This is a genomic window from Sphingobium fuliginis, from assembly GCF_004152845.1.
GTDB lineage: Bacteria > Pseudomonadota > Alphaproteobacteria > Sphingomonadales > Sphingomonadaceae > Sphingobium > Sphingobium fuliginis.
In genome coordinates this window covers 158868-182898 of sequence record NZ_SEON01000008.1, presented here as the reverse complement: position 1 = coordinate 182898, position 24031 = coordinate 158868, and the positions used below count along the sequence as shown (strand labels likewise).

Genomic DNA, 24031 nt, shown 5'->3' with positions numbered 1-24031 from the left:
CGATGGAGGGTGCATGATGATCGAGAGACGCGAATTGCTGATGGCGGGCGCCGGCCTTGCCGCCGCCGGAACGCTGGCTGCGCCGGCGGCGGGGCAGCAGCATCGAATGGAAGGGATGGCGATGTCGATGACGGACTGCATCGACGATTGCCTGGCTTCACACCGCATGTGCCTCGAAACCGCCGCCTGGCTGACGAAGCAAAGCAGCGCGCTGGCGAGCGCGTCGTTGATCGCCATGCTGAACGACTGTGCGGAACTGTGCCAGGCGACAGCCAACTCGATGCTGCGGGAATCGGCTCTGCACCGCATCCTGTGCCGCGCCTGCGCCGATGCTTGCGAGCGCTGCGCCGAGGAATGCGGGCGTCATAGCGAGGACCAGCGGATCGCGCGTTGCTCGGCCACCTGCAAGAAATGCGCGGCGAGCTGCCGAATGATGGCGGACATGACCGGCTGACCACCCGCTTCGCATATTACGTATACTGCCGGGTCAGGACCGATACCATCTCAAGGGCAAGCTCCCGGAGGAGCGAGAAACGACCGGATCTGAAGCCGGTCGAACGGAAACCAGACTTGAAGGAATCGATAGTGCGCAAGAAAACGGTAGTTATCACTTCGCTCGCAGCCCTCGGCCTCCTTGCCCTCGGTGCCGGGCCTGTTCTCGCCGATGGCATGCCGTCGGACATGCCGGATCTCGAGGAGACGCTCAAGGCCAAGCCTGCGCCGGCTCAGTCCGGCACGGCCCATATGGAGGGCATGCGGCACGGCAAGGACCAGATGCACGGTGAGATGATGCGAGGCCACCGGATGGCCATGCGGGAATCGGGGAGCCAGGAGGGGGCTTCTGACATGTCGCATCGGTCGGGCGGGGGGTGCTGAACCAAAAGCCCATCAGAGGTCGGTTGATCAAAGCCTCACCATACAAGGCGTTGGTATCGTTTGACCGGGCCGCAACGTTGGTCCGCCGTTTCCCCGGCGGGCCAATTGCGTTTCAGAATAAAGGTCTGCACGAGCTTTAATGCGATGCAGTCATGAATCCGCTGGACCCTTGGACCATGGTTTCGCCCGCAAGATCGCGGGCCTGCCAGTCCTGATCCAGTGCGGATTCGTAACTTACGTATTCAGACCAAAGGGCCAAGCCCGCATGAGGGGTCGGTATGGTCGCGGTCGCAAACGGCGATCGGGCAAGGACTCATCATGCGGAGAACCACAATGCGAAAGACGAAACTTCTAGTCGGCGCGATCGGCTGCCTGGCGACCCTGAACTTCGCTGGCGCGGGTCTGGCGCAATCGGCACCCGCCGCGCCCCAGCACGCCCCTGCGCAGCCGAAGCCATCCACCGCCCATGCCCATCAGCAGGGGATGGATCATGGAGGGCAGCAGATGCACGACCAAATGATGCAGGATCACCAAGCCGGCATGCAGAAGCCGCAAGGCCAGCAGGGCGCTGCGGGCATGGCCGGAATGTCTGGTGGCTCGTCGCAGGGGAGCGGTTCGAGCAAGGCTGGCAAGCCCAAGAGCGGTTGCTGCAAGATGCCGATGAAAAAGGCAAAGCCGGCCGCCAAGAAGAAACCGGCCACGCCTATGGCCGACAAGCCGATGAGCGACATGTGAGGTTTCCAGCCCCGAGAACAGACCCCTGGGGCTGAGGGCCCGCCGCTGCCCCCGCGGCGGGCCTGTTCTTCAAGAGGTGTTCCAAGTTTCTAGGATTTCATAACGAGAAGCAGGCGTCCACCGCGAGAGAGAGGAGCCCGCGATGCGTAAAGCTCCAGGAGTTGGCACCGAGCTGCGGGTCCGCGCTTACGATTAAGAGGTCCGACCAAGCATGGCCGGATCAACTTCAGTGACCTCTGCGCCGCGATTGAATGGCGAGAGCCATTGCCTGCTTAGGCGACGAGATAATCTATGAGCTGATGAGAAAATCATCGGCTTCTTTTGCGTGTCCAGCCTGGCGCTTCGTAAAAACTCTGCCTGATTTTTGTCTGCGGAACTTACTTATAGGCCGTCTCATCAGAAGGCCTACTTCATCAGGCATCGGTAAAGATGGAGACAGGCGATGTTCGAGAAGGCGATCGGGACCATCAATGCTGCGGCGTCCTTCCGACACCGCTATGATAATTTCATCGGTGGTCGATGGAGCGCTCCAGCGAGCGGCGAGTATTTCGCGGACACGAGCCCGATCAATGGCGCCCAGATCGCCGAGTTTGCGCTGTCGACGCCGGAAGATGTCGAGCGCGCGCTCGATGCGGCGCACGCCGCCAAGGATCAATGGGCAAGGATCTCGCCCGCCGACCGCGCCAGGATTCTCAATCGCGTCGCCGACCGGCTCGAGGATAATATGGAGTTGCTGGCGCTTGCCGAGACGATCGACAACGGCAAGCCGATCCGCGAGACGCGCGCTGCCGACGTTCCGCTCGCGATCGACCATTTCCGCTATTTCGCCGGCTGCATCCGGGCCGAGGAAGGCGGGATCTCGACGATCGATGCCGACACCATCGCCTATCATTTTCGCGAGCCGCTTGGCGTCGTCGGCCAGATCATCCCGTGGAACTTCCCGCTGCTGATGGCGGCGTGGAAGATCGCCCCGGCGCTGGCGGCGGGCAACTGCACCGTCATCAAGCCCGCATCCCAGACGCCGCTCACCTTGCTGATGTTCGCCGAGCTCACCGCCGACATCCTGCCGCCCGGCGTGCTCAATGTCGTCACCGGCCCGGGACGGACCGTCGGCCAGGCGATCGCCGCCAATCCGCGCATCGCCAAGGTCTCGTTCACCGGCGAGACCGTCACCGGCAAGCAGATCATGCATGCGGCCGCCGACCATCTGATCCCCCAGACGATGGAGCTTGGCGGCAAGTCGCCCAACATCTTCATGGCGGACGTGCTCGACGAGGACGATGCCTTCTTCGACAAGGCGCTCGAAGGCTTCACGCTGTTCGCGTTCAACAAGGGCGAGGTCTGCACCTGCCCGTCGCGCGCGCTGATCCATGAGTCGATCTTCGATCGCTTCATCGAGCGCGCCGTGGCGCGCGTCGCCGCGATCCGCCAGGGCGATCCGCTCGACCCCTCGGTCCAGGTCGGCGCGCAGGCGTCGGAGGACCAGCTCCACAAGATCCTGGGCTATATCGATATCGGCAAGGCCGAGGGCGCGCAGTGTCTGGTCGGTGGCGCCAAGGCGCTGCCGGGCGGTGCGCTCGACCAGGGCTATTTCGTACAGCCGACCGTGTTCGTGGGTCAGAACCACATGCGCATCTTCCAGGAGGAGATCTTCGGTCCCGTCCTGGCGGTCACCACCTTCAAGACGGTCGAGGAGGCGATCGCACTTGCCAACGACACCGCCTACGGTCTTGGCGCGGGCGTCTGGACCCGGAGCGGCAACACCGCCTACCGTCTGGGCCGCGCGATCGAGGCCGGGCGGGTCTGGACCAACTGCTATCACCAGTACCCCGCCCATGCCGCCTTCGGCGGATACAAGGCGTCGGGCTTCGGGCGTGAAAATCACCGGATGATGCTCGACCATTATCAGCAGACCAAGAACCTGCTCGTCTCCTATGACGAGCACGCGCTCGGCCTGTTCTGACCCCTCGCTCAAAAGGAGAAACGGACATGGCGAAAACCATGAAGGCGGCGGTCGTCCGCGAATTCGGCAAGCCCCTGGTCATCGAGGACGCGCCGATCCCGACGGTCGGCCCCGGGCAGATCCTGGTCAAGATTGCGGCAACCGGCGTGTGCCATACCGACCTGCACGCGGCAGAAGGGGACTGGCCGGTCAAACCCAACCCGCCCTTCATTCCTGGCCATGAAGGCGTCGGGCATGTCGCCGCCGTCGGTGCGGGCGTCACCCATGTGAAGGAAGGCGACCGGGTCGGCGTGCCCTGGCTCTACACCGCCTGCGGGCATTGCGTGCATTGCCTGGGTGGCTGGGAGACGCTTTGCCACGAACAGCAGAACACCGGCTATTCGGTCAATGGCAGCTTTGCCGAATATGTCCTCGCCGATCCCAACTATGTTGGTCACCTTCCCGACAATGTCGACTTCCTCGACATTGCGCCGATCCTCTGCGCGGGCGTCACCGTCTACAAGGGATTGAAGGCCACCGAGGCCCGACCCGGCGAGTGGGTGGTCGTCTCAGGGATCGGCGGGCTCGGCCACATGGCGGTGCAATATGCCCGTGCCATGGGTCTCAATGTGGCCGCGGTCGACATCGACGATAGCAAGCTCGACCTCGCTACACGCCTTGGCGCCACACTGACGGTCAACGCGCACAGCGAGGACCCTTCGGCAGCGCTCAAGAAGGCGATAGGCGGCGCGCACGGAGCGCTCGTCACCGCCGTTTCGCCCAAGGCGTTCCAGCAGGCGCTCGGCATGGTCCGGCGCGGCGGCACGGTCGCGCTCAATGGTCTGCCGCCGGGCGACTTCCCGCTGTCGATCTTCGACACCGTGCTGAACGGCATTACCGTGCGAGGCTCGATCGTCGGCACGCGGCTCGATCTGCTCGAGGCACTGGCGTTCGCCGGCGACGGCAAGGTCAAGGCCACGGTCCATGCAGACAAGCTGGAGAACATCAACGACGTCTTCTCCCGCATGCACCATGGCGACATCGAGGGCCGGATCGTCCTCGACCTCGCCTGAACCCGACTTCGCGAAAGTACAGTTCATGTCTCCCTTACATATCCGGCCGATCGCACGGCGCCGTTTCGTCCAGGGGCTGGCGATCGGCGGCGCGGTTGCCGGCTTCGCCCCGGCGCTTCTCGCGCGATCCGCCCCAGTCTCGCCCGCCGAGCTTAGCGGGACCGAGTTCGACCTCGAGATCGCCGAGCTGCCAGTCAACTTCACCGGCAAACGCCGTATCGCGACCGCCGTGAACGGCAGCGTGCCCGCGCCGGTCCTGCGCCTGCGCGAAGGCGACACGGTCACGCTCCGTGTGCGCAACGGCCTCAAGGAGATGTCGAGCATCCATTGGCACGGCATCATCGTGCCGGCGGAGATGGACGGCGTGCCCGGCATCAGCTTTGCCGGCATCGCGCCGGGCGAGACCTTCACCTATCGCTTCGAGGTCCGCCAGAGCGGAACCTACTGGTATCACGCTCACACGCTCGCCGAGCAGACGGGACTCTATGGAGCGATCATCGTGGAGCCGAAACAGGCGCCGGCGGCGCGGGCGCCCGATCGCGACTATTGCATCGTGCTCAGCGACTGGTCGGACGAGCCGCCGCTGCAGATCTTCCTCAATCTCAAGAAGCAGAGCAGCTACTATAATTTTGCGCAGCCGACAGCCGGCGACTTCCTCAAGGATGTCGGCGCCATGGGCCTTGGGAAGGCGCTCGAGCGGCGGCGGATGTGGAACAGCTCGCGGATGAACCCGACCGACTACAGCGATGTCTCTGCCGCGACCTACACCTATCTGATGAACGGCGCGCCGCCCGCCGGCAACTGGACCGGTATCGCCGCGCCCGGCGAACGCGTGCGCCTGCGCTTCGTCGGCGCGGGGACGGCGACGTTCTTCGACGTGCGGATCCCGGGGGTCGAGCTGACGGTCGTATCGGCCGACGGGCAGCCGGTCGAGCCGGTCACGGTCGAGGAATTCCGGATCGGCCCGGGCGAGACCTATGACGTCGAGTTCACCATGCCCGAGGGCGGCGCCCGCACCATCTTCGCGCAGGCGATCGATCGGAGCGGCTATGCCCGCGGCACGATCGCACCGGCTCCGGGCATGGCGGCAGCCGTGCCGCCGCTCGATGCCCGGACCTGGCTCGAGCCGGTCGACATGATGGGCGCGATGGCGACGATGGGCGCAATGGGAGGCGACGCGCATGCCGGGCACGGCATGACCGAGATGCCGGCCAGGGCACAGCACGCCCGCACCGAATATGGCGCCAATACCGACATGCGCGTCGACTATCCCCGCACCAATCTGGACGATCCCGGCGCCGGGCTGCGCGGGCGCGGCTGGCGCGTGCTGACGCTGGCCGATCTGCGCACGCCGGGCGGCGATCCCGACCCGCGCGAGCCCGAGCGCGACATCGAGCTGCATCTGACGGGCAATATGGAACGGTTCATCTGGTCGCTCGACGGCATCAAGCTCAACGATTCCCGGCCGCTGCATTTCAAGCCGAACGAGCGGCTGCGCGTCACCTTCGTCAACGACACGATGATGGCGCATCCGATGCATCTGCACGGCATGTGGAGCGATGTCGAAGGCCCGGACGGCGCCTTCCAGGTCCGCAAGCATACGGTCGTGGTCCAGCCCGCCCAGCGGGTGAGCTTCCGCGTCACCGCCGACGCCATGGGCCGATGGGCCTTCCACTGCCATCTGCTCTATCACATGGCGGCCGGCATGTTCCGGGAGGTGGTGGTCGCATGATCCGGATTATCCCCTCGCGCGGCATTGCTCTTGGCGTTGCCCTCTTCCTGGCGCCGGCGATCACGGCTCCCGCCCTCGCGCAGGATGCCTTGCCCCCGTCGCCCGCCGCCACCCCTGCCCAAACGGCCACTCCCGATCCAAACTCACCTTCCGCGCAAGGCTCTCAGGAGCATGCGGGCATGGACATGCCGGGCATGGATATGACCGACACGAAGGCGTCCGGTAACGGCGCCACGATGGACATGGGCTCGATGCAGGGTGGCAAGGCCCCGCCGGACGCGCGCAACTCGGACGATTATGCCGACGGCTATCGCAACTCGACGCTGCCGGGCTATGAGATGGCCGACAAGCTCTCGATCCCCAAGATACTTGTGGATGAGCTCGAGTTCACCAGCGGCAACGAGGGTCAGGGCGTGGGCTGGACCGTGCTCGTCACCAAGGGTCAGGACAATGACAAGCTCTGGCTGCGCAGCCAGGGGCTCAAGAACTCCCGCGACCAACGTCTCGATCCGGAGAGCAGCGTCGAGGCGCTGTGGTGGCACAGCAAGAACCCGTTCTGGGGCACGCTGCTCGGGGTCAGGCAGGATCTCGGCAAGGGTGCGACCACCTGGCTCGCCGCCGGCGTCGAGGGACTGGCGCCCTATTGGTTCGACGTCCAGCTCACCGGCTATGTAGGAACCGATGGGCGTCTCGCGGCGCGCGCCAAGGCCTCCTATGAGGTCCTGTTCACCAATCGGTTGATCCTTACGCCGCAGGTGGAAACCAATATCTATTCGAAGCGGTCGAGCGATCGGCAGCTCGGCAGCGGCTTCAGCAATGTCGAGCTGAGCGGACGGTTGCGCTACGAGGTGTCGCGCAAGTTCGCGCCCTATATCGGCTTCGTCTGGGAGCGCGCATTTGACGGCACGGCCGATTTCCGTCGCCTGCGCAGGGAAGGGCCTTCCGAACACAGGCTGGTGATCGGCTTGCGCGCCTGGTGGTGATCCGCGGATGGCCACTCGAGGGATCGACCGCGAACGCGCCGCGTGACAAGGCTGGATCGCAAGCCAACGGTCGCTGGCCGGCCTCCTTTTTCGTCTTGTTGCTCGCGGCGGCTGCGGCGTCGGCGGGACAGACGGCCATTCTCGCCTTCCTTCCGGCACTGGTCGACCCGGCTCGTGGCGCGCTATCGTCAAGCGCTCATGATTTTCACGTCGCGAGCCTGACTGCGGTCCATCCCCTGGCAGCCTTGCTGGCGGCGCCGCTCTGGGGCTGGATCGCGGACCGGGTCGACTATCGGGCGATGTTGCGCGCAGCGCTGGTCATCCTCGCGCTGGTGACCGCGCCGATCGGCCTCGTCGGGTTGCCTGAGCTTTATGCATTGCGTCTGGTGGCGGGGATGGCGTCGGCCGCCATCATACCGTTGGGCTTGCTCTGCGCGAGCTTTGCCGCAAGCGGGCGCGCGGACCAGGCGCGCCGCTTCACCTGGCTGACCGCCTTCGTGTTTCTGGGCGATCTCGCCGGTCCGCTGGTGGCGGAGGTCTCGGCCGCGATCCTGCCCCGCGCTCCCCTCATGATCCTCGCTCTCGGCATCGGTGCCGTCGGGGCGGCGCTTTGCGCCGTGCGTCTGCCGCGCTGGTGTGCACCTTGCATCGATGGCGGAGACCTGCCCGCGCCTACGCTCGGCGCGACGTTGATCCTGCTTTTTATCACGATCGTCGCGGGCGGCGGGCTGGCGGCGATGCATGTCAATCTCCTGGTGACGCGGAGCGCCATTTCGCTGAGCCGCGAAGAGATCGCCTGGATGCTCAGTCTCTGCGGATTGGGCATGCTGGCGGCACAGATCTTCCATGCAAAGCTGGATTGGCTGGTCACTGTGCCGAGGCGGCTTGCCGGATTGACGCTGGGCCTGCTGGCTGTGGCACTTTTCATGTTTCCTGTCGCCGCGAGTATGGCCGAGCTCAGTGGGATCATCGTTGCTGCCGGCTGGAGCTCGGCAACCCTTCGATTGGTCACCAGCTTCTGGATCAGCGGCGGCGGGGCTCCTTCAGGCGTGAAGCTCGGTTTCCAGCATTCCGCCGCCAGCATCGGGCAGGCGCTCGCGCCGCTGGCGATAGCCATCGTCGCTCCCGGGGCGCAGCCGCTCGTTCTGTGGGGGATTGGTGGTCTATCGCTAGCGCTGCTTGTGTCCCTGCCGCTAGCCTGGAGGCCGCCCGCCATCGTAAAATCATCTGCGTGATGAGGGGAGGGGCGCATTGATGCGTATAGAAAAGAAGGGGCCTCTGCCCCATGCTTATCGTTCTTCCGGGAGTCATTTCATGAAGACCCGCCTATTCGTCGCCTTGCTGTTCCTCGCCATGCCCGGCGTAGCGCTTGCGGCCATTGATATCGTCGTCCACCGGGATCCGGGATGTGGATGTTGCGAGAAGTGGGCGCAGGCCGTGCGCGCGAAGCTGGGACGCAAGGTCGTCATGCGTGACGATGCGTCGCGCAGCGAGCTTCAGCGCAAGGCCGGCATGCCCCGGACGCTGGCATCTTGCCACAGCGCGATCGTCGATGGCTATATGATCGAGGGCCATGTCCCGATATCCGACGTCAAGCGCTTGCTGGCGACCCGTCCTGCGGGCGTCAAAGGCATTGCGGTTGCGGGGATGCCGATCGGTTCGGAGGGCATGGAAGTGGCAGGCGCTGCCCGCCAACCCTATACGGTGGTGGCCTTCGGCAGCGCCGGTCAGCGAATTTTCGCCCGCCATTGATATCGCGCGGTTTGCAGCATCCTGCAGAATTGCCCGGTGGTAGAGGACCCCGCTGTCGAGTGTAGAACCTTGTGTCAAGCGAGCTGATGGCGTCCCTACCCCTACCTACACTGAAAAATCAACGATTTGTCTTGTAAGTTGTTCGCGGTCGTCTCCCTGATTTGCCTGAATTTGGCCCAAAATGTGGGAACGATTGTGGGACCGTTTGCCCACCGAAAGTGTGAGAACGGCCCCAACATTCCCGATCAGGGCCCCGAACCGATGGCACTCACAGCATTGAAGGTGAAAAACGCGAAGCCCGGTCGCCATGTCGATAGCCGGGGCTTTGCCTGATTGCACTTTGCGTTCGCTTGCATTACATCGTCATGCAGAAAGGAAATCGACATGGCCGCAAACGCTCTTGTGCAGACCCGGATCGACGGAGCGGTGAAGGAGGAAGCCGCGACCGTGCTGGCTGCTATGGGGCTGACCGTCTCCGATGCCGTGCGCCTGATGCTGACCCGCGTTGCCCGCGACAAGGCCTTGCCGTTTGAACCGCTGGTGCCCAATGCCGAGACGATCGAGGCCATGAAGGAAGCGCGCGAGGGAAAGGGCAAGCGGTTCGCCACGGTGGTCGACCTGATGGCCGACCTCAATGCGGACGATTGAACGCTTCGGGCGGTTCAAGCGCGACTACAAGCGGGAGAAGAAGGGGCAGCACGCCAAGACGCTGGACGCTGACCTGATCCCGATCATCGAGGCGATGGCATCCGACGAGCCGCTTGAACCGCGCCACCGCGACCATGCGCTGACCGGCGACTGGCGCGACCATCGCGATTGCCACATAAAGCCCGACCTCGTGCTGATTTACCGCAAGCCCGATGACGACACCTTGCAGCTTGTGCGCTTGGGATCGCACGCGGAATTGGGTTGGTGACGCCCGCGCATGGCGAGCTTATACGTTTGTCGGGTATGTCAGCCAGAGGCACGATTACGGGTTAGGTGTGATCAGCGAGCATCCGATGCCAACAAGCTTTTGCAGAAGACATCAATCGCAGAGATGCATTCGGCAGGCGCTGCTTGAAACAAAAATGAGGGCCATAAATCACTTTCACCCTCAAATTCTGACAAATTTGCCGTTAGTTCACGACTGGTGAGCGAGAAATGAGCCGATCGCGTTGGGCTTGAAGAGCCGACCGCTCGCTCCACCGTCGTGACCCCTACGTTGATGACCGGCGGATGCTGGCCCGGTAGACGATGCTGCCGAGAGCGACGACGACGCCCATGATGGCAAAAGATTCCATGCTCGAATGGCTCAAAAGCCAGATCGTGAGAAGGAAACCCTATTTCCGTGATTTGCTCGATCACATGCTCAGGGTTGAGAGCGCCATCACCGGCATCCGCGACATCCTGATCTCGGTGTTCGAGGCGAGTCACCTGCTCGAACAGCAGCGCCAGGGTGCGATCACGCGTCAGCTTGCCGCCTGGGCCGCGATCCTCGCGGTGCCTACCGCGATTGCCGGAATCTACGGCATGAATTTCGAGAATATGCCCGAACTGAAGACGCAATGGGGATATTTCGTCATCCTCGGCGTCATCGCTGCGGTCTGCATTGGGCTCTACATCCGGTTCAAACGTAGCCACTGGCTTTGACGGCGCAGATCGGCTTTCCACATCGCGCCGGGCTGAGGCTGCCGGGGGCCGGCCGCCATAACTCAATGCTTTCGCAGAACCTCGGCGCGGTGCCGGTCCAACGCATCGAGCAAAGCCCTGCCGATCAAAGGCTTTGCGAGAACGTGATCGAAGCCCGCCTCGGCGGCCCGCCAGGCCAGCAGCGTGTCGTGAAAGCCTGAGATCATGATGGCGCGTCCCGACCATCCGATCTCGCGAAGGTGACGCAGCATCGCGAATCCGTCGATGTCGGGCATGCGATAGTCGAGGATGACGCAGTCTGCCTCCTTCGCGCGGGGGTCGGCCAACAGCGCGTGGCCGGTCGTATATCCCCACACGGCATAGCCGCGCGATCTCAGCAGCAGCTGGAGGCCACGCCGCACGCCGGGATCGTCGTCGGAGACGAGGATGGTGTATCTGCCATCATGCTGAGTGGAACGGACCGATGGCATTGCGAGAAGCGGACACCCGTGTGACGATTGCACCATCGATCGCATATCGCGCCTCGTCCCGTCGCTACGTAGAGGTCGCAGTCACTTCGGCTTGCGGCCCATGCCCGCGGCAAAGGCGATCCGCAGGGCTTCGGACAAATTGCGGACCTCGAGCTTGGCCATCAGGCTCGCGCGATGGACCTCGACCGTTCGCGATGAACAGCCCAGGTCATAGGCGATCGTCTTATTGGGCAGGCCGTTCGCCAGCCCTTCCAGCACTTCACGCTCCCGGGGCGTCAGTGCAGCGACCCGCACGCCGGCTTCAGAGGTTTCCAGAGTGCGAAAGTCGACATCGTCGAGACGCGCGAACGCGCGGCTGACGGCGCCGAGCAGGGCCGCTTTCTCGAAGGGCTTCTCGAGAAAGTCGACCGCGCCGCCTTTCATGGCCTGCACCGCAACCGACACGTCGCCATGGCCGGTCAGGACGATGACCGGCATGTTGACCCCGCGTGCTGCCATGGCGGCCTGAACCTCGAGACCGTCCATCTCGGGCATGCGCACGTCAAGGATGACGCAGCCGACGGCCGCCGACTTCGCCTCCTTGAGAAACTCCACGCCCGAGGCATAGGTCACGACGTCGTAGCCCGCGGTCTTGAGCGCAAAGCTCGCCGCCTTGCGGATGCTCTCCTCGTCGTCGACCAGATGGATGACGCGTCTATCCCCCATGTTCCTCCTCCGCCCGCGCATGGATCAAGGTAAAATGAAAGCGGGTGCCGCCGCGGTCGGGGCGCTCCATCCAGATACGGCCGCCATGCGCTTCGATGATGGTCCGGCAGATCGAGAGGCCGAGGCCCATGCCGTCGGCCTTTGTCGAGTTGAACGCCGTGAAGAGCTGCTCGCGGATTCCGTCCGCGATGCCGGGACCGGTATCCTCCACGGTCACCTCGATCAGCCCGTCAGGGCGCAACCTGGTCGCCACCTTGAGGTCGCGAACCGGACACTCCGCCATCGCCTCGATGGCATTGCGCATCAGGTTGACCAGCACCTGCTGGATCTGCACCCTGTCGACGAGGACCAGCGTCGCGGCGGGATCGACCGCAAAGAAGCTGCGGATGCCGCGCTCGCGTGCACCGACCAGCGCGAGCTGGCTCGCCTCGGCGATGACCTGCGGCAGCTCGTGGAGGCTCTTGTCGACCTCGCCGCGGGCGACGAAATCGCGCAGGCGCCGGACGATATGGCCGGCCCGCAGCGTTTCCTGTGCCGCATCATCCATCACCGACCGTAGCGACACGAAGGGTTCGTCGTCCCGCTCGTCGAGCATGTCGCGGATCGTCTCGAGATAGAGCGCGACCGCGGCAAGCGGCTGGTTGAGCTCATGCGCGAGCGTCGAGGCCATCGTGCCCATCGCGCTCAGCCGAGAGACATGGACCAGCTCTGCCTGCAGTTCCTTGAGCCTGAGCTCATCCTGCTCCTTGGCGGTGAGATCCCGGATAAAGCCGGTGAACAACCGCTGCCCGTCTTCACCGGCCTCGCCGACCGACAGCTGCATCGGGAAGGTTGAGCCGTCGCGGCGCTGGCCGACCACGACGCGACCGAGGCCGATGATCCGGCGCTCGCCGGTCTGCAGATAATGCGCGAGATATTCGTCGTGACGGTCGCGATCGGGCTGGGGCATAAGGCAGGAGACGTTGCGGCCGACGAGCTCGGCTTCGCTGTAGCCGAACAGGCGTTGTGCCGCTGCGCTGAACGACGTGATGGCGCCGGTCTCGTCGATGATGATCATCGCATCCGGCACCGTCGCCAGAATCGATTGCAGATGCTGCTCGCGGGTCTCGATCGATGCGCGGACCGCCGCCTCGTCGGTGACATCGCGGCTGATGCAGGCGAAGCCGCGATGTGTGTCGCCTTCGAACAGTGCGGTGATCGTCAGGCGCGCCAGATATTCCGCGCCGTTCTCGCAGACCCGCCACGCTTCGCGCTCCAGCGTGCCCTCGTGAAGGGCGGCCGCCAGGTCTGCGCCTGGACGCCCCGCCGCAATCTCGTCGGGCGGGTAGAACAGGTCGTGGGGCTGTCCCAGGACGCGATCGAGCGGCCAGCATTCGGCACGCTCGCCTTCTTCATTATAGCTCAGCACCATCCCGGAAGGATCGAGCAGCGTCAGGACGTGGCCGCCAGCCTGTCGCAGGAACAGCGGCGCAAGCCGCGCCACCTCCCTGGCAATCTCGTCCGCCCCGCGCCTCGTGTCGACCATCGGCCGGCTCACATACCTGGCCGGGCGCACGTATCCGGGCGTAGCCCGACCGTGCCACTCAGCGCCGCGCGAGTATGGCCTTCATCTCGTCGATTTCCTGCCGCTGCGAGCGCTTGATCGATTCGCAAAGCCGGATGACTTCCGGATCGCTGAGCTTTGCTTCCTGGCACATCAGGATCGCCCCGGAATGGTGCGGGATCATCGAGCGCAGAAAGGCCGTGTCGCCGATCGTGGTCTGGGTGCGGATGAGTGCAAAGCTGCCGAAGAAGGCGACCAGCGACGCGGCGATCAGCGCGATGTTGGCGGCCTTCGACGCGAACATGTGCCGCATGGCGAGGATCATCAGCACCACCATCGGCGCGACCATCATCAGCGTCATGTAGAGCATGTTGAGGTTGTTGTAGAAGCTGTCGAGCCCGTCGATCATGACGAACATCACCAGATACATGATGACGCCGCTGATGACGGTCTGAACGGCAAGGCTCCAATAGGCGCCCATCTTCCGGGTGTTCATGTGGGACGAATGGTCCATGGCGTATCTCCTTCGCTCGGCGCCGGCCGACCTGGGTATGAGTGTAACGCCCCGCTCTCTTGTTCGCCCCCGCCATCAGCCGTCCTGATGCTAAAACCAGAAGCGAACGCCGGCGACGAAGCTGGTGGCATGGACGTCCTCGCCCGCAAGCCTCGACAGCCGCGCCGTGTCTCCGGCTTTGCGCAGATAGGAAACGCCGATGTAAGGCGCGAACTGGCGGCTGAATTCGTAGCGCAGGCGCGCGCCGAGCTCTATGTTGACCAGCCCCGAACCGATGTCGTTCTCCGGAATATCCTGTGCGGCGAAATTGACCTCGGCGCGCGGCTGGAGGATCAGGCGCTGGGTGATGCGCTGGTCGTAATAGCCCTCGACCCGGCCCAGAACATCGCCCTTGGTCGAGAGGAACAGCGCGCCTTCGACCTCGAACATGCCAGGAGCCAGGCCCTCGACGCCGATCGTCGCGTAGGTGCGGTCGGGCCCGCGGCCGAAGTCCTGGCGGATACCGCCCTGAAGATTGAAATAGGGGTCGATGGCCCGGCTGTAGAGCACCTGCACCTCGGCGCTGTCGATGCCGCGGCCGAACTCGCCTTCGCCCTCGCTCTTGAGCCAGAGCCGGTTGATGTCGCCGCCGTAAAAGCCTTCGCCATCCCAGCGATAGCCATCGCGGCCGCTATGCGCCTGATACTCGAACAGGTTGAGCAGCATTTGCCCGAAATTGTTGCCGCCGCTATCCTTCATCATGATGTCGCGCGAGCGCGCCATCTCGCCGCCGGGAAAATCACGATCGGCGAAGTGGTCGCTTGGGGGAGGCGGCGGGGGCGCATTGCCGGCCGGAAGCGCCGTGCCGGTCATTTGCATGCCGGGCATGGCGGGCATTCCCGGCATCGTTGTCTGGCCATGCTGCGAATGGTCCATACCCGGCATCTCCGGCATCGCGGGAGACGCGGGTTGCGGCTGACCGGCCGCATCTCCCTGCGGCGCAGGACTGGCCTGGTGCTGCGAATGGTCCATCGCCGAGGTGGCGTCCGGCGCTGGTGTCTGAGCGCGCGGCCTGGCGGCGGCCTTGTCCTTCTTCTTCTCCTGCGCCGGCGCCACTTCGCCCGGCGGCGCCATGCCGGGCATGCCGTGCATCGAATGATCCTGGGCAAAGGCGGGCGCGGCAGCGAAAAGGGCGATCGCGCTCACCAGCGGCGTGAGGATGCGGGTCATTACGCGTCTCCCTTCGGACGGACGCTCACGACCCGCATCATCCCTGCATGCATGTGGTAGAGGAGATGACAGTGGAAGGCCCAGTCGCCGACCGCGTCGGCGGTGAAGTCCCAGGTCACCTTGCCGCCGGGCTGGACGATCACCGTATGCTTGCGCGGCGCATGATCGCCATGCCCCGTCACCAGCTCGAAAAAATGCCCGTGAATATGGATCGGATGCCCCATCATCGTGTCGTTGATGAGATTGACGCGCACCCGCTCGCCTTCGATGAAGGGGATCGGCTCGTGATGGTCCGACATTTTTTCGCCGTCGAACGACCACATGAACCGCTCCATGTTGCCGGTGAGGTGAATGTCGATGCTGCGGCTCGGCGCGCGCACGTCCGGATTGCGATCGAGCGCCATCAGGTCCCTGTAGACAAGCACCTTGTGGCCGACGTCGGCGAGGCCCTGGCCGGGCTCGCCGGTGCGGTCGACGGGCATCGGCGAGATGGTCTGGACGCTCGGGTCGCGCTTCACCTGCGGCGCGTTCGAGAAGTCTCGCATCTTCATCGACCCCATCGCGTGCCCGCCATGGTCCATGCCCGCCATCTGGCCATCGGCGCCCATCGCGCCGTGGTCCATCCCGCTCATCGCGGAATGATCCATCCCCGAATGATCCATGCCTGCCATGGCGCTATTGTCCATGGTCGCCATCGCTGCCGCCGCGCCGGTCGCGAGGCGCGCGGACGCGTTCTTCTCGGCCGTCGGATCGACGCCCCGCATAGCGCCGCCCGACATGTCCATGCCTTCCATGCCCGGCATCGAGGACATGTCCATGCCCATGTCCTTCATGTCGGCGAGCGGCCGTTTGCGTAAGGGGGGAACCTCGCCGGCCATGCCGGCGCGCGGCGCGAGCGTGGCACGCGCCATGCCCGAGCGGTCGATCGCCTCGCCGACAAGGGTGTAGGCCTTGTCATCGCCTGGGCTGACAACGACGTCGTAGGTCTCGGCAACACCAACCTGGAACTCGTCGACGGTGACCGGCACCACATTCTGCCCGTCGGCCTGGACGATGGTCAGCGGCAGGCCGGGGATGCGGACGTTGAAGGTGGTCATCGCCGACGCATTGATGACCCGCAGCCGCACCCGTTCGCCCGGGGTGAAGAGCGCGGTCCAGTTGTCCATCGGACCATGGCCGTTGACGAGATAGGTGTAGGTGGATCCGGTCACATCGGAGATGTCGGCCGGGTCCATCCGCATCTGGCCCCAGTCGAGCCGGTCCTTGAGCGGCTGATCCTTGCCCGACAGGAGCCCGGCCAGGGTCTGGCGCTGGAAATTGAAATGGCCGGGGTTGACCTTGAGGCGCCGGAAGATCGCCTGCGGCGAGAGCGCGCTGTGATCGGCGAGCACGATGACATGCTCGCGGTCATAGGCGACCGGATCGGCACCGGCGGGATCGATGATGATCGGGCCGTAATGGCCTTCCTGTTCCTGCAGGCCTGAATGGCTGTGGTACCAGTAGGTGCCGCTTTGCACGACGGAGAACTGGTAGAGGTAGTTCGAGCCCGGCTTGATGCCCGGAAAAGACACGCCCGGCACACCGTCCATATTGGCCGGCAGGATCAGCCCGTGCCAGTGGATCGAGCTGTCCTCCTCCAGCTGATTGATGACGTTGAGCCGCACGCGCTGGCCCTCGCGCAGCCGGATCAGCGGGGCGGGGACCGTGCCGTTGAGGCCGATTGCCCGGAACTTGCGCCCGTCGATGGTCATCGACTGCCGGGCGATGGTGAGCGTAATGTCTTCGCCCGACACGGTCGGCAGCGTCGGTCGCATCCCCGGCGAGATCGTCTGCGCCCAGGCCGGCAGCCAGGCTGACAATGCTGCGCCGCCGCCGGCGAGGGCCGCGCCGCGGAGGAACTGGCGGCGGTCGAGAGCAGAAATCATTCGGTTGTCTCAGCTTTAAGAAAGAGGGCGTACCTATTGGGAATACGCAGCATGGCCTCATCCCCCTCAAACTTTCTTTAATATTTCCGAAAGGCGTGCCCTAGCTCGATAGAGGCGCGTTTCGACCGCCTTCTGGCTGATCCCGAGAATTTCGGCGGTTTCAGCTTCCGATTTCTCGTCGATCGTACGCAAAATAAGCGTGTCCTTGAGGGAAGACGGCAGGGCAGCAATCGCTTTCATTGCTTGCGCGAGCTGCTGTTCGGCCCCGATCGCCTGATCGGGCAGCGGTGCGTCGTCGGCGACGCCGTCCGCCTCGCCGAGCGGTAGGGCTAGGGCAAAGAAATTTCGAACCGCTCGCCGACGCCGCCAGTCATGGCATTTGTTGATGACAATCCGGGACATCCAGACCTGGAAGGGTCGGGTTACGTCATAGCGGTTGAGTGCGGCAAAGGCCGCGACGAAGCTCGCCTGGGTGACATCCAATGCCTCATCCATAGATCCGACATGGCTGCGCACGAGCCGGTGAACCCAACCTTGATGCCGGCGGACCAGCTCGCCATAGGCCGCTTGCCGGCCTCCAAGCGCCAGAGCCGCGAGCTCCCCGTCCGAGCAGTCGGGGAGGCACGCGGTCATTCGGATTTGGCCGTCAGCGCTTTCACCACGGCGTCGTCGAATTTGTCCGTCTGATCCGGGCGCAGCACGGCCCGCATCGCGAAGATATGCTCAAGTGTTTCTTTCTGCAGCGCGCCCATGGCCTGGTGCGAGCGATCCACCGCAGTTGCGACTTGCGGGCCATAGCCATGCTCCGCTTCGATCGCTTCCGCGAGACGCGCATTGTCGGCGCGCAATTCGGCCTCCAGCGCTTGACGCCGGATCGCGTAGTTCTTCTCGATTGTCTCGAGTCGGCTGTGTTGCGCTGAATTCAGCTTCAGATCGCGATGGAGCAGCTCGTGCAGCTCATTTTCGACCGGGCGCACTGGAACCACATAGACGCGGCCAATGACAACGCCAGCGATCGCCGCGGCGAAGGTCACCAGGACGAGGAGCAGGAGCCGGCGGCGGTCGCGCATCACTGCGAGCTCAGCAGCGTCGAGGGCGCAAGCGCGAGCCGAGCATCGAAGGGCGATAGCGGTTTGGCATCAGCAGACCGTGTCGAAACTGCCGAGCCGGCAATTCCGATGAACAGCGCGGTTGCGGCCGCGATGCCGAACGTCATAGCGCCAAGGCTTGGTATGGCCCGGATGCGCGCTATTTCCGCCATGACCCGGCTTTCCAGGCCGCCGAGCCTGGGATCGAGAGGCGCATCGCGCAACCGCGAGAGCAGGTGGTCAAGTTCATCCATGGTGCTTCTCCGTCTTCATCCATCAATACGCACGATGGTCCAGGAACCCTTGCTGTAGATTGAAAAGAATAATTGCGAGGGGTGGGGGCTCGGGCTGCGTATTGTCTCATGGGATCTACAGGAGAATGTTCCAATGCGTTTCTTTTCGCCTCTCGCAGTTATCGCCGCCGTCGGCCTGAGTGTTTCTGCTCCGGCCTACGCGCATCCCAAGCTTGTGTCCTCGACGCCCGCCGCGAACGCCAGCGTCTCGGCGCCGTCGCGTATAACGCTCACCTTCAGTGAAGGTCTGATGCCGAAGCTGTCGGGCGCCGAGATCGTGATGACCGGCATGCCCGGCATGCCCAACCACCGCATGGCGGTAACCGGCTTCAAGACGTCCGTCGAAGGCGACAAGACGCTCGTGCTGACGCTCGCCAAGCCGCTCATGGCGGGCAGCTATCAGGTCGCCTGGCACGTCGTCTCGACCGACACGCACCGCATCCAGGGCAATCTCGCCTTTACCGTCAAGTGACGCCATGAACGACGTGGCACTCGTCGCCGTCCGCTGGGCGCTCTACGTCGATCTCGGCCTGTTGTTCGGCCTGCCGCTGTTCGCGCTCTATGCGCCCGGCGGCGGCCGGATGGTACAGCGGCATCTGCCGATGGTAGCAATGGTGGCCGGTCTCGCCTGTCTCGCCCTCCTGCTGTCGGCGCTGGGGTTCGCGTTGCAGGCAGCGGCCATGACCGGGCTGCCGCTCACCCAGCCTGATCTTTCCATGGTCGCAGAGCTGTTCAACGGCACGTCCATGGGAACGGCGCTGAAGGCGCGCCTCGTCGCGCTCCTCGTTCTTCTGCTCTCCATCCCCTTCTATCGCCGGCAATCCCGTCCTGCCTTCATCGCCTCCACTCTGGCAGGCGCGGTCGCACTCGCGACCCTCGCCTGGAGCGGGCATGGCGCGGCCGGCGAAGGCGAGGCGGGCTGGCTGCAACTGGGGGCCGATCTCATCCATCTGCTCGCCGCGGGCGCCTGGGTCGGCGCGCTTGCCGCATTCCTTGCGCTGGTTCTTACCAGGCTCGCAACCGATGATCTCGCCACTGAAGACATGGACCGGGTCATGCTCGCCGAGGAAGCGCTGCGGGGCTTCTCCTTCGTCGGCACGATCATCGTCGCCCTGCTGATCCTGACCGGGACGGTGAACGGCTGGTTCCTGGTCGGCCCGGGCAACATCGCGTCTCTCGGGCAGTCGACCTACGGCCTGCTGCTCATCGCCAAGCTGCTGCTCTTCGCCGGCATGCTGGGCCTGGCCGCGCTCAACCGTTATCGCCTGACCCCGGCACTTGCGCAGGCGATCGAGGAAGAGGACGCGCCACGGGCGCAGGCGCTGCTGCGCGCGAGCCTCGTCGTCGAAGGCGGTCTTGCGATCGTCATTCTCGGGCTGGTCGCCTGGCTGGGGACACTGTCGCCACCCATGTCGATGTAGTTTATCGTTTCGAACGCCTCGCGTTGGGAGAAGCCAATGCAATCGTACACCCCGCCGCGCGGGACTGGATCGACGAAAGACTATGATCGCGCGATCCGCCTGTGGGCGCGGGAGAAGCGGTGGCGTGCCGCCATGCTTGCCATGCTGCGCCCGGATTGGCGCCTGGTAATCGCCGATTATGGCCGCCAGCACGGGTCTCATGCGGCTCGCCTTCCGCCTGACCGTGCAGCGGCTCGATGGCATCGACGATACCCAGCCCAATGCCGACGGCGTGCTCCCCGGCCTGATGGCGGCCAAGCGAACGGGCCCGCCGATTTGGCCACTTAGGCGATTACGTATTGACCCTGACACGGTGTCAGACCCTAGATCGTCAGGCGTCGAAAGGAGCGAGGCGATGAACGAGACACATGGAGCGGCGCATGGCGGCGGTTGCTGCGGCGGCCACGGCACCGCTAAAGCGGCGACCGGCGTCAAGGACCCGGTCTGCGGCATGACCGTCGACCCGGCGACCACGGCGCATCACGCCGAGCATAGCGGTGAAAGCTATCATTTCTGCAGCGCGGGCTGCCGGACCAAATTCATCGCCGATCCCGAGCGCTATCTCGGCCCGCCGACGCCGCCGGTCGCGGCGCCCGAAGGCACGATCTGGACCTGCCCGATGCATCCCGAGATCCGCCAGGACCATCCCGGGTCCTGTCCGATCTGCGGCATGGCGCTCGAACCCGCGACCGTGACCGCCGACAGCGGCCCCAGCCACGAGCTAGTCGATTTCACGCGGCGCTTCTGGGTCGGCCTCGTGCTGGCTCTCCCGGTGCTGATCCTCGAGATGGGCGCGCATGTCTTTCCCGCGATCCATCGCCTCGTGCCGATGTCTATCTCGGTATGGATCCAGTTCGTGCTGGCGACACCCGTCGTGCTGTGGGCGGGCTGGCCGTTCTTCGAGCGTGGCTGGGCCTCGCTCAAGACCCGCAACTTCAACATGTTCACCCTGATCGCGATGGGGACCGGGGTCGCCTGGATCTACAGCGTCATCGCGACGCTCGCGCCTCAGCTGTTCCCGCCGGCCTTCCGCGGCGAGGACGGCATGGTTGCCGTCTATTTCGAGGCGGCTGCGGTGATCACCGTCCTCGTGCTGCTCGGCCAGATGCTCGAACTGCGCGCGCGGGAACGCACCTCGGGCGCGATCAAGGCGCTGCTCAACCTTGCACCAAAGACCGCGCGCCGGATCGGTTCTGATGGGAACGAAGAGGAAATCAGCCTTGATCTGGTTGCGGTGGGCGACCGCCTGCGGGTGCGGCCGGGCGAGAAGGTGCCGGTCGACGGCGTAGTCGAGGACGGCCGCTCCTCGCTCGACGAGTCGATGGTCACCGGCGAATCCATGCCCGTCACCAAGGCAAAGGCCGACACAGTGATCGGCGGCACGCTCAACCAGACCGGTGCGCTGGTGATCGTCGCCGACAAGGTCGGCCGCGATACCATGCTCGCACGCATCGTCCAGATGGTCGCTGAGGCGCAGCGCTCGCGCGCGCCGATCCAGCGCATGGCCGATCAGGTGTCGGGCTGGTTTGTGCCCGTGGTCATCGCGGTCGCGGCCGTCGCGTTCATCGCCTGGGGCATCTGGGGTCCCGAGCCGCGCTTCGCCTATGGGCTGGTGGCGGCGGTCGCCGTGCTGATCATCGCCTGTCCCTGCGCACTGGGGCTGGCAACGCCGATGTCGATCATGGTCGGGGTCGGCCGCGGCGCCGGGCTCGGTGTCCTCATCAAAAATGCCGAAGCACTCGAGCATATGGAGAAGGTCGACACTCTCGTCGTCGACAAGACAGGCACGCTGACCGAAGGCCGGCCTGCCGTCACCCAGGTCGTGCCGGCGCCCGGCTTCGACGAAGCCGAGCTGCTGCGTCTTGCCGCCTCGGTCGAGCGGGCGTCCGAGCATCCGCTCGCGTTGGCAATCGTCGAGGCCGCGAAGGATCGCGGCATCGTCACGAGCGACGTCATCGACTTCGACTCGCCGACCGGGCGCGGCGCGCTCGGCACGGTCGAAGGGCGGCGCATCGTCCTCGGCAATGCGCAGTTCCTTGCCGACGAAGGGGTTGCGACCGATGCGCTCGCCAGCCAGGCCGACGCGCTGCGCCGGGATGGCGCCACCGCGATCTTCATCGGGGTCGACGGCACAGTCGGCGGCGCCTTCGCGATCGCCGATCCGGTGAAGGCCACGACACCAGAAGCGCTCGCCGCGCTCAAGGCGGAGGGCATTCGCGTGGTCATGCTGACCGGCGACAACCGCACGACCGCGGAAGCGGTCGCCCGACGCCTGGGCATCGACGAGGTCGAAGCCGAGGTGCTGCCCGATCAGAAGAGCGCCGTGGTCGCCAGGTTCAAGCGCGAGGGGCGGGTCGTCGCCATGGCCGGCGACGGTGTCAACGACGCCCCCGCGTTGGCCGCCGCCGACGTCGGCATCGCCATGGGTTCCGGCACCGACGTCGCGATCGAGAGCGCTGGCGTCACGCTGCTCAAGGGCGACCTGACTGGCATCGTCCGGGCGCGGCGGCTCAGCCAAGCGACCATGTCGAACATCCGCCAGAATCTCGTCTTCGCCTTCATCTACAATGTCGCGGGCGTGCCCGTAGCGGCGGGTGCGCTCTATCCGCTGTTCGGTATTCTGCTCTCGCCCATTATCGCGGCGGCGGCGATGGCGCTCTCTTCGGTGAGCGTGGTCACCAACGCGCTGCGCCTCAACCGGAAAGCACTGTGAACATCGGCGAGACGTCACGGCAGAGCGGCGTCTCTGAGCGGATGATCCGCCATTATGAAAAGATCGGCCTCATCCCGGCGCCGGCGCGTCGGGGTGCTGGCTATCGTGACTATGGCGAGCGCGACCTCCATCGCCTCCGGTTTATCGCCAATGCCCGCGATCTCGGCTTCCCGATCGAGGAGATCCGCACGTTGCTCAGCCTTTGGGCCAATACCGGCCGTGCCAGCGCGGAGGTGAAGCGGCTTGCCCTTGCCCGCGCCGATGAGTTTCAGCGCAAAGCCGAGGCGTTGACGGCGCTGCGCGACACGCTAATCGACCTGGCTGAGCGCTGCCAAGGCGACGAGCGGCCGGATTGTCCGATCATCGCCGAACTGGCCGCGGCCCGATCCGCATAGCATCCGGCATCGCACGGCCGAGAATTTTAGGGGTGCCCGTTTTCGGTCGATTCGTGCAGGTCGACGGCGAAAGCGATCCGCAACAGGTCGGGCAGGCTTTGCGCGTTGAGTTTGATCATCAGACTGGCCCGATGCAGCTCGACCGTGCGCGACGTGACGCCGAGTTCATCTGCGATAAGGCTATTTGGATAGCCTCGCGAAATTCCTCTCAGAACGGCCCGTTCGCGCTGCGTCAGTCTCGCGGCTTTCGAAAGAGCGTCGGCCTGTTCGGAGGCACGACGGGCTATACTCTCAAGCCAGCTGAAGCCGCGGTCGATCGCGCCGAGCAATGCGGCCTTCTCGACCGGTTTGGCGAGAAAGTCGGCAGCGCCCGCCTTCATCGCCTGTACGGCGAGCGTAGGATCGCCATTGCCCGTCAGCACCACGACGGGCATGTCGATACCGCGTCGCGTCAGCTCCGCCTGAACCTGCAGGCCGTCCATGTCGGGCATGTGCATGTCGAGAACCACGCAGCCTTTCTCGGCGTCCTCTGCGCTCAACAGAAACTCCGGCCCCGAAGCGTAGGCTTCTACGGCAAACCCTGCGGTCCGCAACGTGAAACTTAGTGCTTTTCGTATTGTCTCTTCGTCATCGACGATATGCACGACGCGCTTGTTCCCCATAGCCCCCGAGATCGATCAATACGCAGTGCCGCGAGGGCAGCGCTTCAAGGGATACTTCTCTGCACGTTGGACTATGGTCCCAGGTCAAGAGTAAAAATTTGGCGAGGCAAAACGGCGAAGGACAGCGAAACTGTGAGGGTTCGGCTACTCCGCTCACACCAATGCCGCGGTCGCTGCGGCTCATTGCCGGGTCTCTGCTCCGGACGATGCATGCGAGTTGCCCGCGCCGCCCTCGGCGCGATCGAGCCATCGCTACGCTTCCATCACATCGTCGACCGGCAGCGGGTTACTGGCGCCCGGCGGGCGAGGGGGGCGGGTTGGCCCTTGAC

General features: G+C 64.7%; 25 protein-coding genes and 1 pseudogene. 16 read left to right on the top strand and 10 right to left on the bottom strand.

Features of this window, described 5'->3' with window-relative positions:
* The first annotated feature begins 13 nt into the window (after positions 1-13).
* The 12 genes and pseudogenes from EWH10_RS18140 to EWH10_RS18075 all read left to right on the top strand — a co-directional run.
* Positions 14-454 carry a four-helix bundle copper-binding protein gene (locus tag EWH10_RS18140; protein ID WP_007683338.1) on the top strand — a complete coding sequence of 147 codons (441 nt, stop codon included), beginning with the start codon at positions 14-16 and terminating at the stop codon, positions 452-454.
* Between the two features lie 131 nt (positions 455-585).
* Positions 586-876 carry a hypothetical protein gene (locus EWH10_RS18135; RefSeq protein WP_013039105.1) on the top strand — a complete coding sequence of 97 codons (291 nt, stop codon included), beginning with the start codon at positions 586-588 and terminating at the stop codon, positions 874-876.
* A 333-nt stretch (positions 877-1209) separates the two neighbouring features.
* A complete protein-coding gene (locus EWH10_RS22050) occupies positions 1210-1611 on the top strand; it encodes a hypothetical protein (protein WP_013849877.1) in 402 nt (133 codons plus the stop codon).
* Positions 1612-2053: 442 nt separating this feature from the next.
* Entirely contained in the window at positions 2054-3574 is a 1521-nt protein-coding gene (locus tag EWH10_RS18120; protein ID WP_007683341.1) for an aldehyde dehydrogenase family protein, read from the top strand.
* A 26-nt stretch (positions 3575-3600) separates the two neighbouring features.
* The gene (gene adhP, locus EWH10_RS18115; protein WP_007683342.1) at positions 3601-4626 is read left to right on the top strand and encodes an alcohol dehydrogenase AdhP; all 1026 of its coding nucleotides are present in this window, start codon (positions 3601-3603) and stop codon (positions 4624-4626) included.
* Positions 4627-4651: 25 nt separating this feature from the next.
* Positions 4652-6358, top strand: a complete 1707-nt coding sequence (locus tag EWH10_RS18110; RefSeq protein WP_007683343.1) for a copper resistance system multicopper oxidase — start codon at positions 4652-4654, stop codon at positions 6356-6358.
* Positions 6355-7341 carry a copper resistance protein B gene (locus EWH10_RS18105; protein WP_009823975.1) on the top strand — a complete coding sequence of 329 codons (987 nt, stop codon included), beginning with the start codon at positions 6355-6357 and terminating at the stop codon, positions 7339-7341. Before EWH10_RS18110 ends, EWH10_RS18105 begins: the two co-directional genes overlap by 4 nt.
* Positions 7335-8576, top strand: a complete 1242-nt coding sequence (locus EWH10_RS18100) for an MFS transporter (protein WP_007683345.1) — start codon at positions 7335-7337, stop codon at positions 8574-8576. The genes EWH10_RS18105 and EWH10_RS18100 overlap by 7 nt, the downstream gene beginning before the upstream one ends.
* A 79-nt stretch (positions 8577-8655) precedes the next feature.
* The gene (locus tag EWH10_RS18095; protein WP_130030148.1) at positions 8656-9093 is read left to right on the top strand and encodes a DUF411 domain-containing protein; all 438 of its coding nucleotides are present in this window, start codon (positions 8656-8658) and stop codon (positions 9091-9093) included.
* Between the two features lie 384 nt (positions 9094-9477).
* Positions 9478-9741, top strand: a complete 264-nt coding sequence (locus EWH10_RS18085) for a type II toxin-antitoxin system RelB/DinJ family antitoxin (RefSeq protein ID WP_004212689.1) — start codon at positions 9478-9480, stop codon at positions 9739-9741.
* Positions 9728-10009, top strand: coding sequence for a type II toxin-antitoxin system YafQ family toxin (locus EWH10_RS18080; RefSeq protein ID WP_130030147.1), 282 nt, complete (start codon positions 9728-9730; stop codon positions 10007-10009). Before EWH10_RS18085 ends, EWH10_RS18080 begins: the two co-directional genes overlap by 14 nt.
* Positions 10010-10410: 401 nt before the next feature.
* Positions 10411-10725: pseudogene (locus EWH10_RS18075) on the top strand (CorA family divalent cation transporter); the annotation flags it as partial.
* 62 nt (positions 10726-10787) lie between these two features.
* Here EWH10_RS18075 and EWH10_RS18070 read toward each other — a convergent pair.
* The 9 genes from EWH10_RS18070 to EWH10_RS18030 all read right to left on the bottom strand — a co-directional run bounded on the left by EWH10_RS18070 (position 10788) and on the right by EWH10_RS18030 (position 18433).
* Positions 10788-11195 (bottom strand): response regulator, encoded by a 408-nt coding sequence (locus tag EWH10_RS18070; protein WP_007683354.1) that lies wholly within the window; start codon positions 11193-11195, stop codon positions 10788-10790.
* Between the two features lie 81 nt (positions 11196-11276).
* Positions 11277-11900, bottom strand: a complete 624-nt coding sequence (locus EWH10_RS18065; RefSeq protein ID WP_007683357.1) for a response regulator transcription factor — start codon at positions 11898-11900, stop codon at positions 11277-11279.
* The gene (locus EWH10_RS18060; RefSeq protein ID WP_130030146.1) at positions 11890-13425 is read right to left on the bottom strand and encodes a two-component system sensor histidine kinase NtrB; all 1536 of its coding nucleotides are present in this window, start codon (positions 13423-13425) and stop codon (positions 11890-11892) included. Before EWH10_RS18060 ends, EWH10_RS18065 begins: the two co-directional genes overlap by 11 nt.
* Positions 13426-13483: 58 nt before the next feature.
* The gene (locus EWH10_RS18055) at positions 13484-13957 is read right to left on the bottom strand and encodes a DUF305 domain-containing protein (protein ID WP_013039091.1); all 474 of its coding nucleotides are present in this window, start codon (positions 13955-13957) and stop codon (positions 13484-13486) included.
* 90 nt (positions 13958-14047) lie between these two features.
* Positions 14048-15166 carry a copper resistance protein B gene (locus tag EWH10_RS18050; RefSeq protein ID WP_030541627.1) on the bottom strand — a complete coding sequence of 373 codons (1119 nt, stop codon included), beginning with the start codon at positions 15164-15166 and terminating at the stop codon, positions 14048-14050.
* A complete protein-coding gene (locus EWH10_RS18045) occupies positions 15166-17091 on the bottom strand; it encodes a copper resistance system multicopper oxidase (protein ID WP_007683365.1) in 1926 nt (641 codons plus the stop codon). Before EWH10_RS18045 ends, EWH10_RS18050 begins: the two co-directional genes overlap by 1 nt.
* Positions 17092-17157: 66 nt before the next feature.
* A complete protein-coding gene (locus tag EWH10_RS18040; protein WP_007683367.1) occupies positions 17158-17724 on the bottom strand; it encodes an RNA polymerase sigma factor in 567 nt (188 codons plus the stop codon).
* Positions 17721-18161 (bottom strand): periplasmic heavy metal sensor, encoded by a 441-nt coding sequence (locus EWH10_RS18035; RefSeq protein WP_007683368.1) that lies wholly within the window; start codon positions 18159-18161, stop codon positions 17721-17723. The genes EWH10_RS18040 and EWH10_RS18035 overlap by 4 nt, the downstream gene beginning before the upstream one ends.
* The gene (locus EWH10_RS18030) at positions 18161-18433 is read right to left on the bottom strand and encodes a hypothetical protein (RefSeq protein WP_007683370.1); all 273 of its coding nucleotides are present in this window, start codon (positions 18431-18433) and stop codon (positions 18161-18163) included. The genes EWH10_RS18035 and EWH10_RS18030 overlap by 1 nt, the downstream gene beginning before the upstream one ends.
* A gap of 133 nt (positions 18434-18566) precedes the next feature.
* Here EWH10_RS18030 and copC point away from each other — a divergent pair, with 133 nt between their 5' ends.
* From copC to cueR, 4 genes are all read left to right on the top strand, one after another.
* Entirely contained in the window at positions 18567-18944 is a 378-nt protein-coding gene (gene copC / locus EWH10_RS18025) for a copper homeostasis periplasmic binding protein CopC (RefSeq protein ID WP_007683372.1), read from the top strand.
* A gap of 4 nt (positions 18945-18948) precedes the next feature.
* On the top strand, positions 18949-19893 hold the full coding sequence (gene copD / locus EWH10_RS18020; protein ID WP_007683373.1) for a copper homeostasis membrane protein CopD: 945 nt from the start codon (positions 18949-18951) through the stop codon (positions 19891-19893).
* 394 nt (positions 19894-20287) lie between these two features.
* Positions 20288-22645 (top strand): heavy metal translocating P-type ATPase, encoded by a 2358-nt coding sequence (locus EWH10_RS18010; protein WP_007683374.1) that lies wholly within the window; start codon positions 20288-20290, stop codon positions 22643-22645.
* The gene (gene cueR / locus EWH10_RS18005; protein WP_004212744.1) at positions 22642-23040 is read left to right on the top strand and encodes a Cu(I)-responsive transcriptional regulator; all 399 of its coding nucleotides are present in this window, start codon (positions 22642-22644) and stop codon (positions 23038-23040) included. The genes EWH10_RS18010 and cueR overlap by 4 nt, the downstream gene beginning before the upstream one ends.
* 26 nt (positions 23041-23066) lie before the next feature.
* Here cueR and EWH10_RS18000 read toward each other — a convergent pair whose 3' ends face one another.
* Positions 23067-23702: a response regulator transcription factor gene (locus EWH10_RS18000; protein WP_007683376.1), complete on the bottom strand. Its 636-nt coding sequence runs from the start codon at positions 23700-23702 to the stop codon at positions 23067-23069.
* Positions 23703-24031: the final 329 nt, after the last annotated feature.

What these genes read in the sequence shown, in the direction of transcription:
- EWH10_RS18050 (WP_030541627.1), bottom strand. Translation starts at nt 15,166, where the DNA reads ATGACCCGCATCCTCACGCCGCTGGTGAGCGCGATCGCCCTTTTCGCT.
- EWH10_RS18030 (WP_007683370.1), bottom strand. Translation starts at nt 18,433, where the DNA reads ATGGATGAACTTGACCACCTGCTCTCGCGGTTGCGCGATGCGCCTCTC.
- EWH10_RS18060 (WP_130030146.1), bottom strand. Translation starts at nt 13,425, where the DNA reads ATGGTCGACACGAGGCGCGGGGCGGACGAGATTGCCAGGGAGGTGGCG.
- EWH10_RS18000 (WP_007683376.1), bottom strand. Translation starts at nt 23,702, where the DNA reads ATGGGGAACAAGCGCGTCGTGCATATCGTCGATGACGAAGAGACAATA.
- EWH10_RS18065 (WP_007683357.1), bottom strand. Translation starts at nt 11,900, where the DNA reads ATGGGGGATAGACGCGTCATCCATCTGGTCGACGACGAGGAGAGCATC.
- EWH10_RS18105 (WP_009823975.1), top strand. Translation starts at nt 6,355, where the DNA reads ATGATCCGGATTATCCCCTCGCGCGGCATTGCTCTTGGCGTTGCCCTC.
- EWH10_RS18140 (WP_007683338.1), top strand. Translation starts at nt 14, where the DNA reads ATGATGATCGAGAGACGCGAATTGCTGATGGCGGGCGCCGGCCTTGCC.
- EWH10_RS18070 (WP_007683354.1), bottom strand. Translation starts at nt 11,195, where the DNA reads ATGCCATCGGTCCGTTCCACTCAGCATGATGGCAGATACACCATCCTC.
- EWH10_RS18010 (WP_007683374.1), top strand. Translation starts at nt 20,288, where the DNA reads ATGAACGAGACACATGGAGCGGCGCATGGCGGCGGTTGCTGCGGCGGC.
- copC (WP_007683372.1), top strand. Translation starts at nt 18,567, where the DNA reads ATGCGTTTCTTTTCGCCTCTCGCAGTTATCGCCGCCGTCGGCCTGAGT.
- EWH10_RS18080 (WP_130030147.1), top strand. Translation starts at nt 9,728, where the DNA reads ATGCGGACGATTGAACGCTTCGGGCGGTTCAAGCGCGACTACAAGCGG.
- EWH10_RS18120 (WP_007683341.1), top strand. Translation starts at nt 2,054, where the DNA reads ATGTTCGAGAAGGCGATCGGGACCATCAATGCTGCGGCGTCCTTCCGA.
- EWH10_RS18040 (WP_007683367.1), bottom strand. Translation starts at nt 17,724, where the DNA reads ATGACCGCGTGCCTCCCCGACTGCTCGGACGGGGAGCTCGCGGCTCTG.
- EWH10_RS22050 (WP_013849877.1), top strand. Translation starts at nt 1,210, where the DNA reads ATGCGAAAGACGAAACTTCTAGTCGGCGCGATCGGCTGCCTGGCGACC.
- EWH10_RS18045 (WP_007683365.1), bottom strand. Translation starts at nt 17,091, where the DNA reads ATGATTTCTGCTCTCGACCGCCGCCAGTTCCTCCGCGGCGCGGCCCTC.
- EWH10_RS18055 (WP_013039091.1), bottom strand. Translation starts at nt 13,957, where the DNA reads ATGGACCATTCGTCCCACATGAACACCCGGAAGATGGGCGCCTATTGG.
- EWH10_RS18095 (WP_130030148.1), top strand. Translation starts at nt 8,656, where the DNA reads ATGAAGACCCGCCTATTCGTCGCCTTGCTGTTCCTCGCCATGCCCGGC.
- EWH10_RS18110 (WP_007683343.1), top strand. Translation starts at nt 4,652, where the DNA reads ATGTCTCCCTTACATATCCGGCCGATCGCACGGCGCCGTTTCGTCCAG.
- copD (WP_007683373.1), top strand. Translation starts at nt 18,949, where the DNA reads ATGAACGACGTGGCACTCGTCGCCGTCCGCTGGGCGCTCTACGTCGAT.
- EWH10_RS18035 (WP_007683368.1), bottom strand. Translation starts at nt 18,161, where the DNA reads ATGCGCGACCGCCGCCGGCTCCTGCTCCTCGTCCTGGTGACCTTCGCC.
- EWH10_RS18085 (WP_004212689.1), top strand. Translation starts at nt 9,478, where the DNA reads ATGGCCGCAAACGCTCTTGTGCAGACCCGGATCGACGGAGCGGTGAAG.
- adhP (WP_007683342.1), top strand. Translation starts at nt 3,601, where the DNA reads ATGGCGAAAACCATGAAGGCGGCGGTCGTCCGCGAATTCGGCAAGCCC.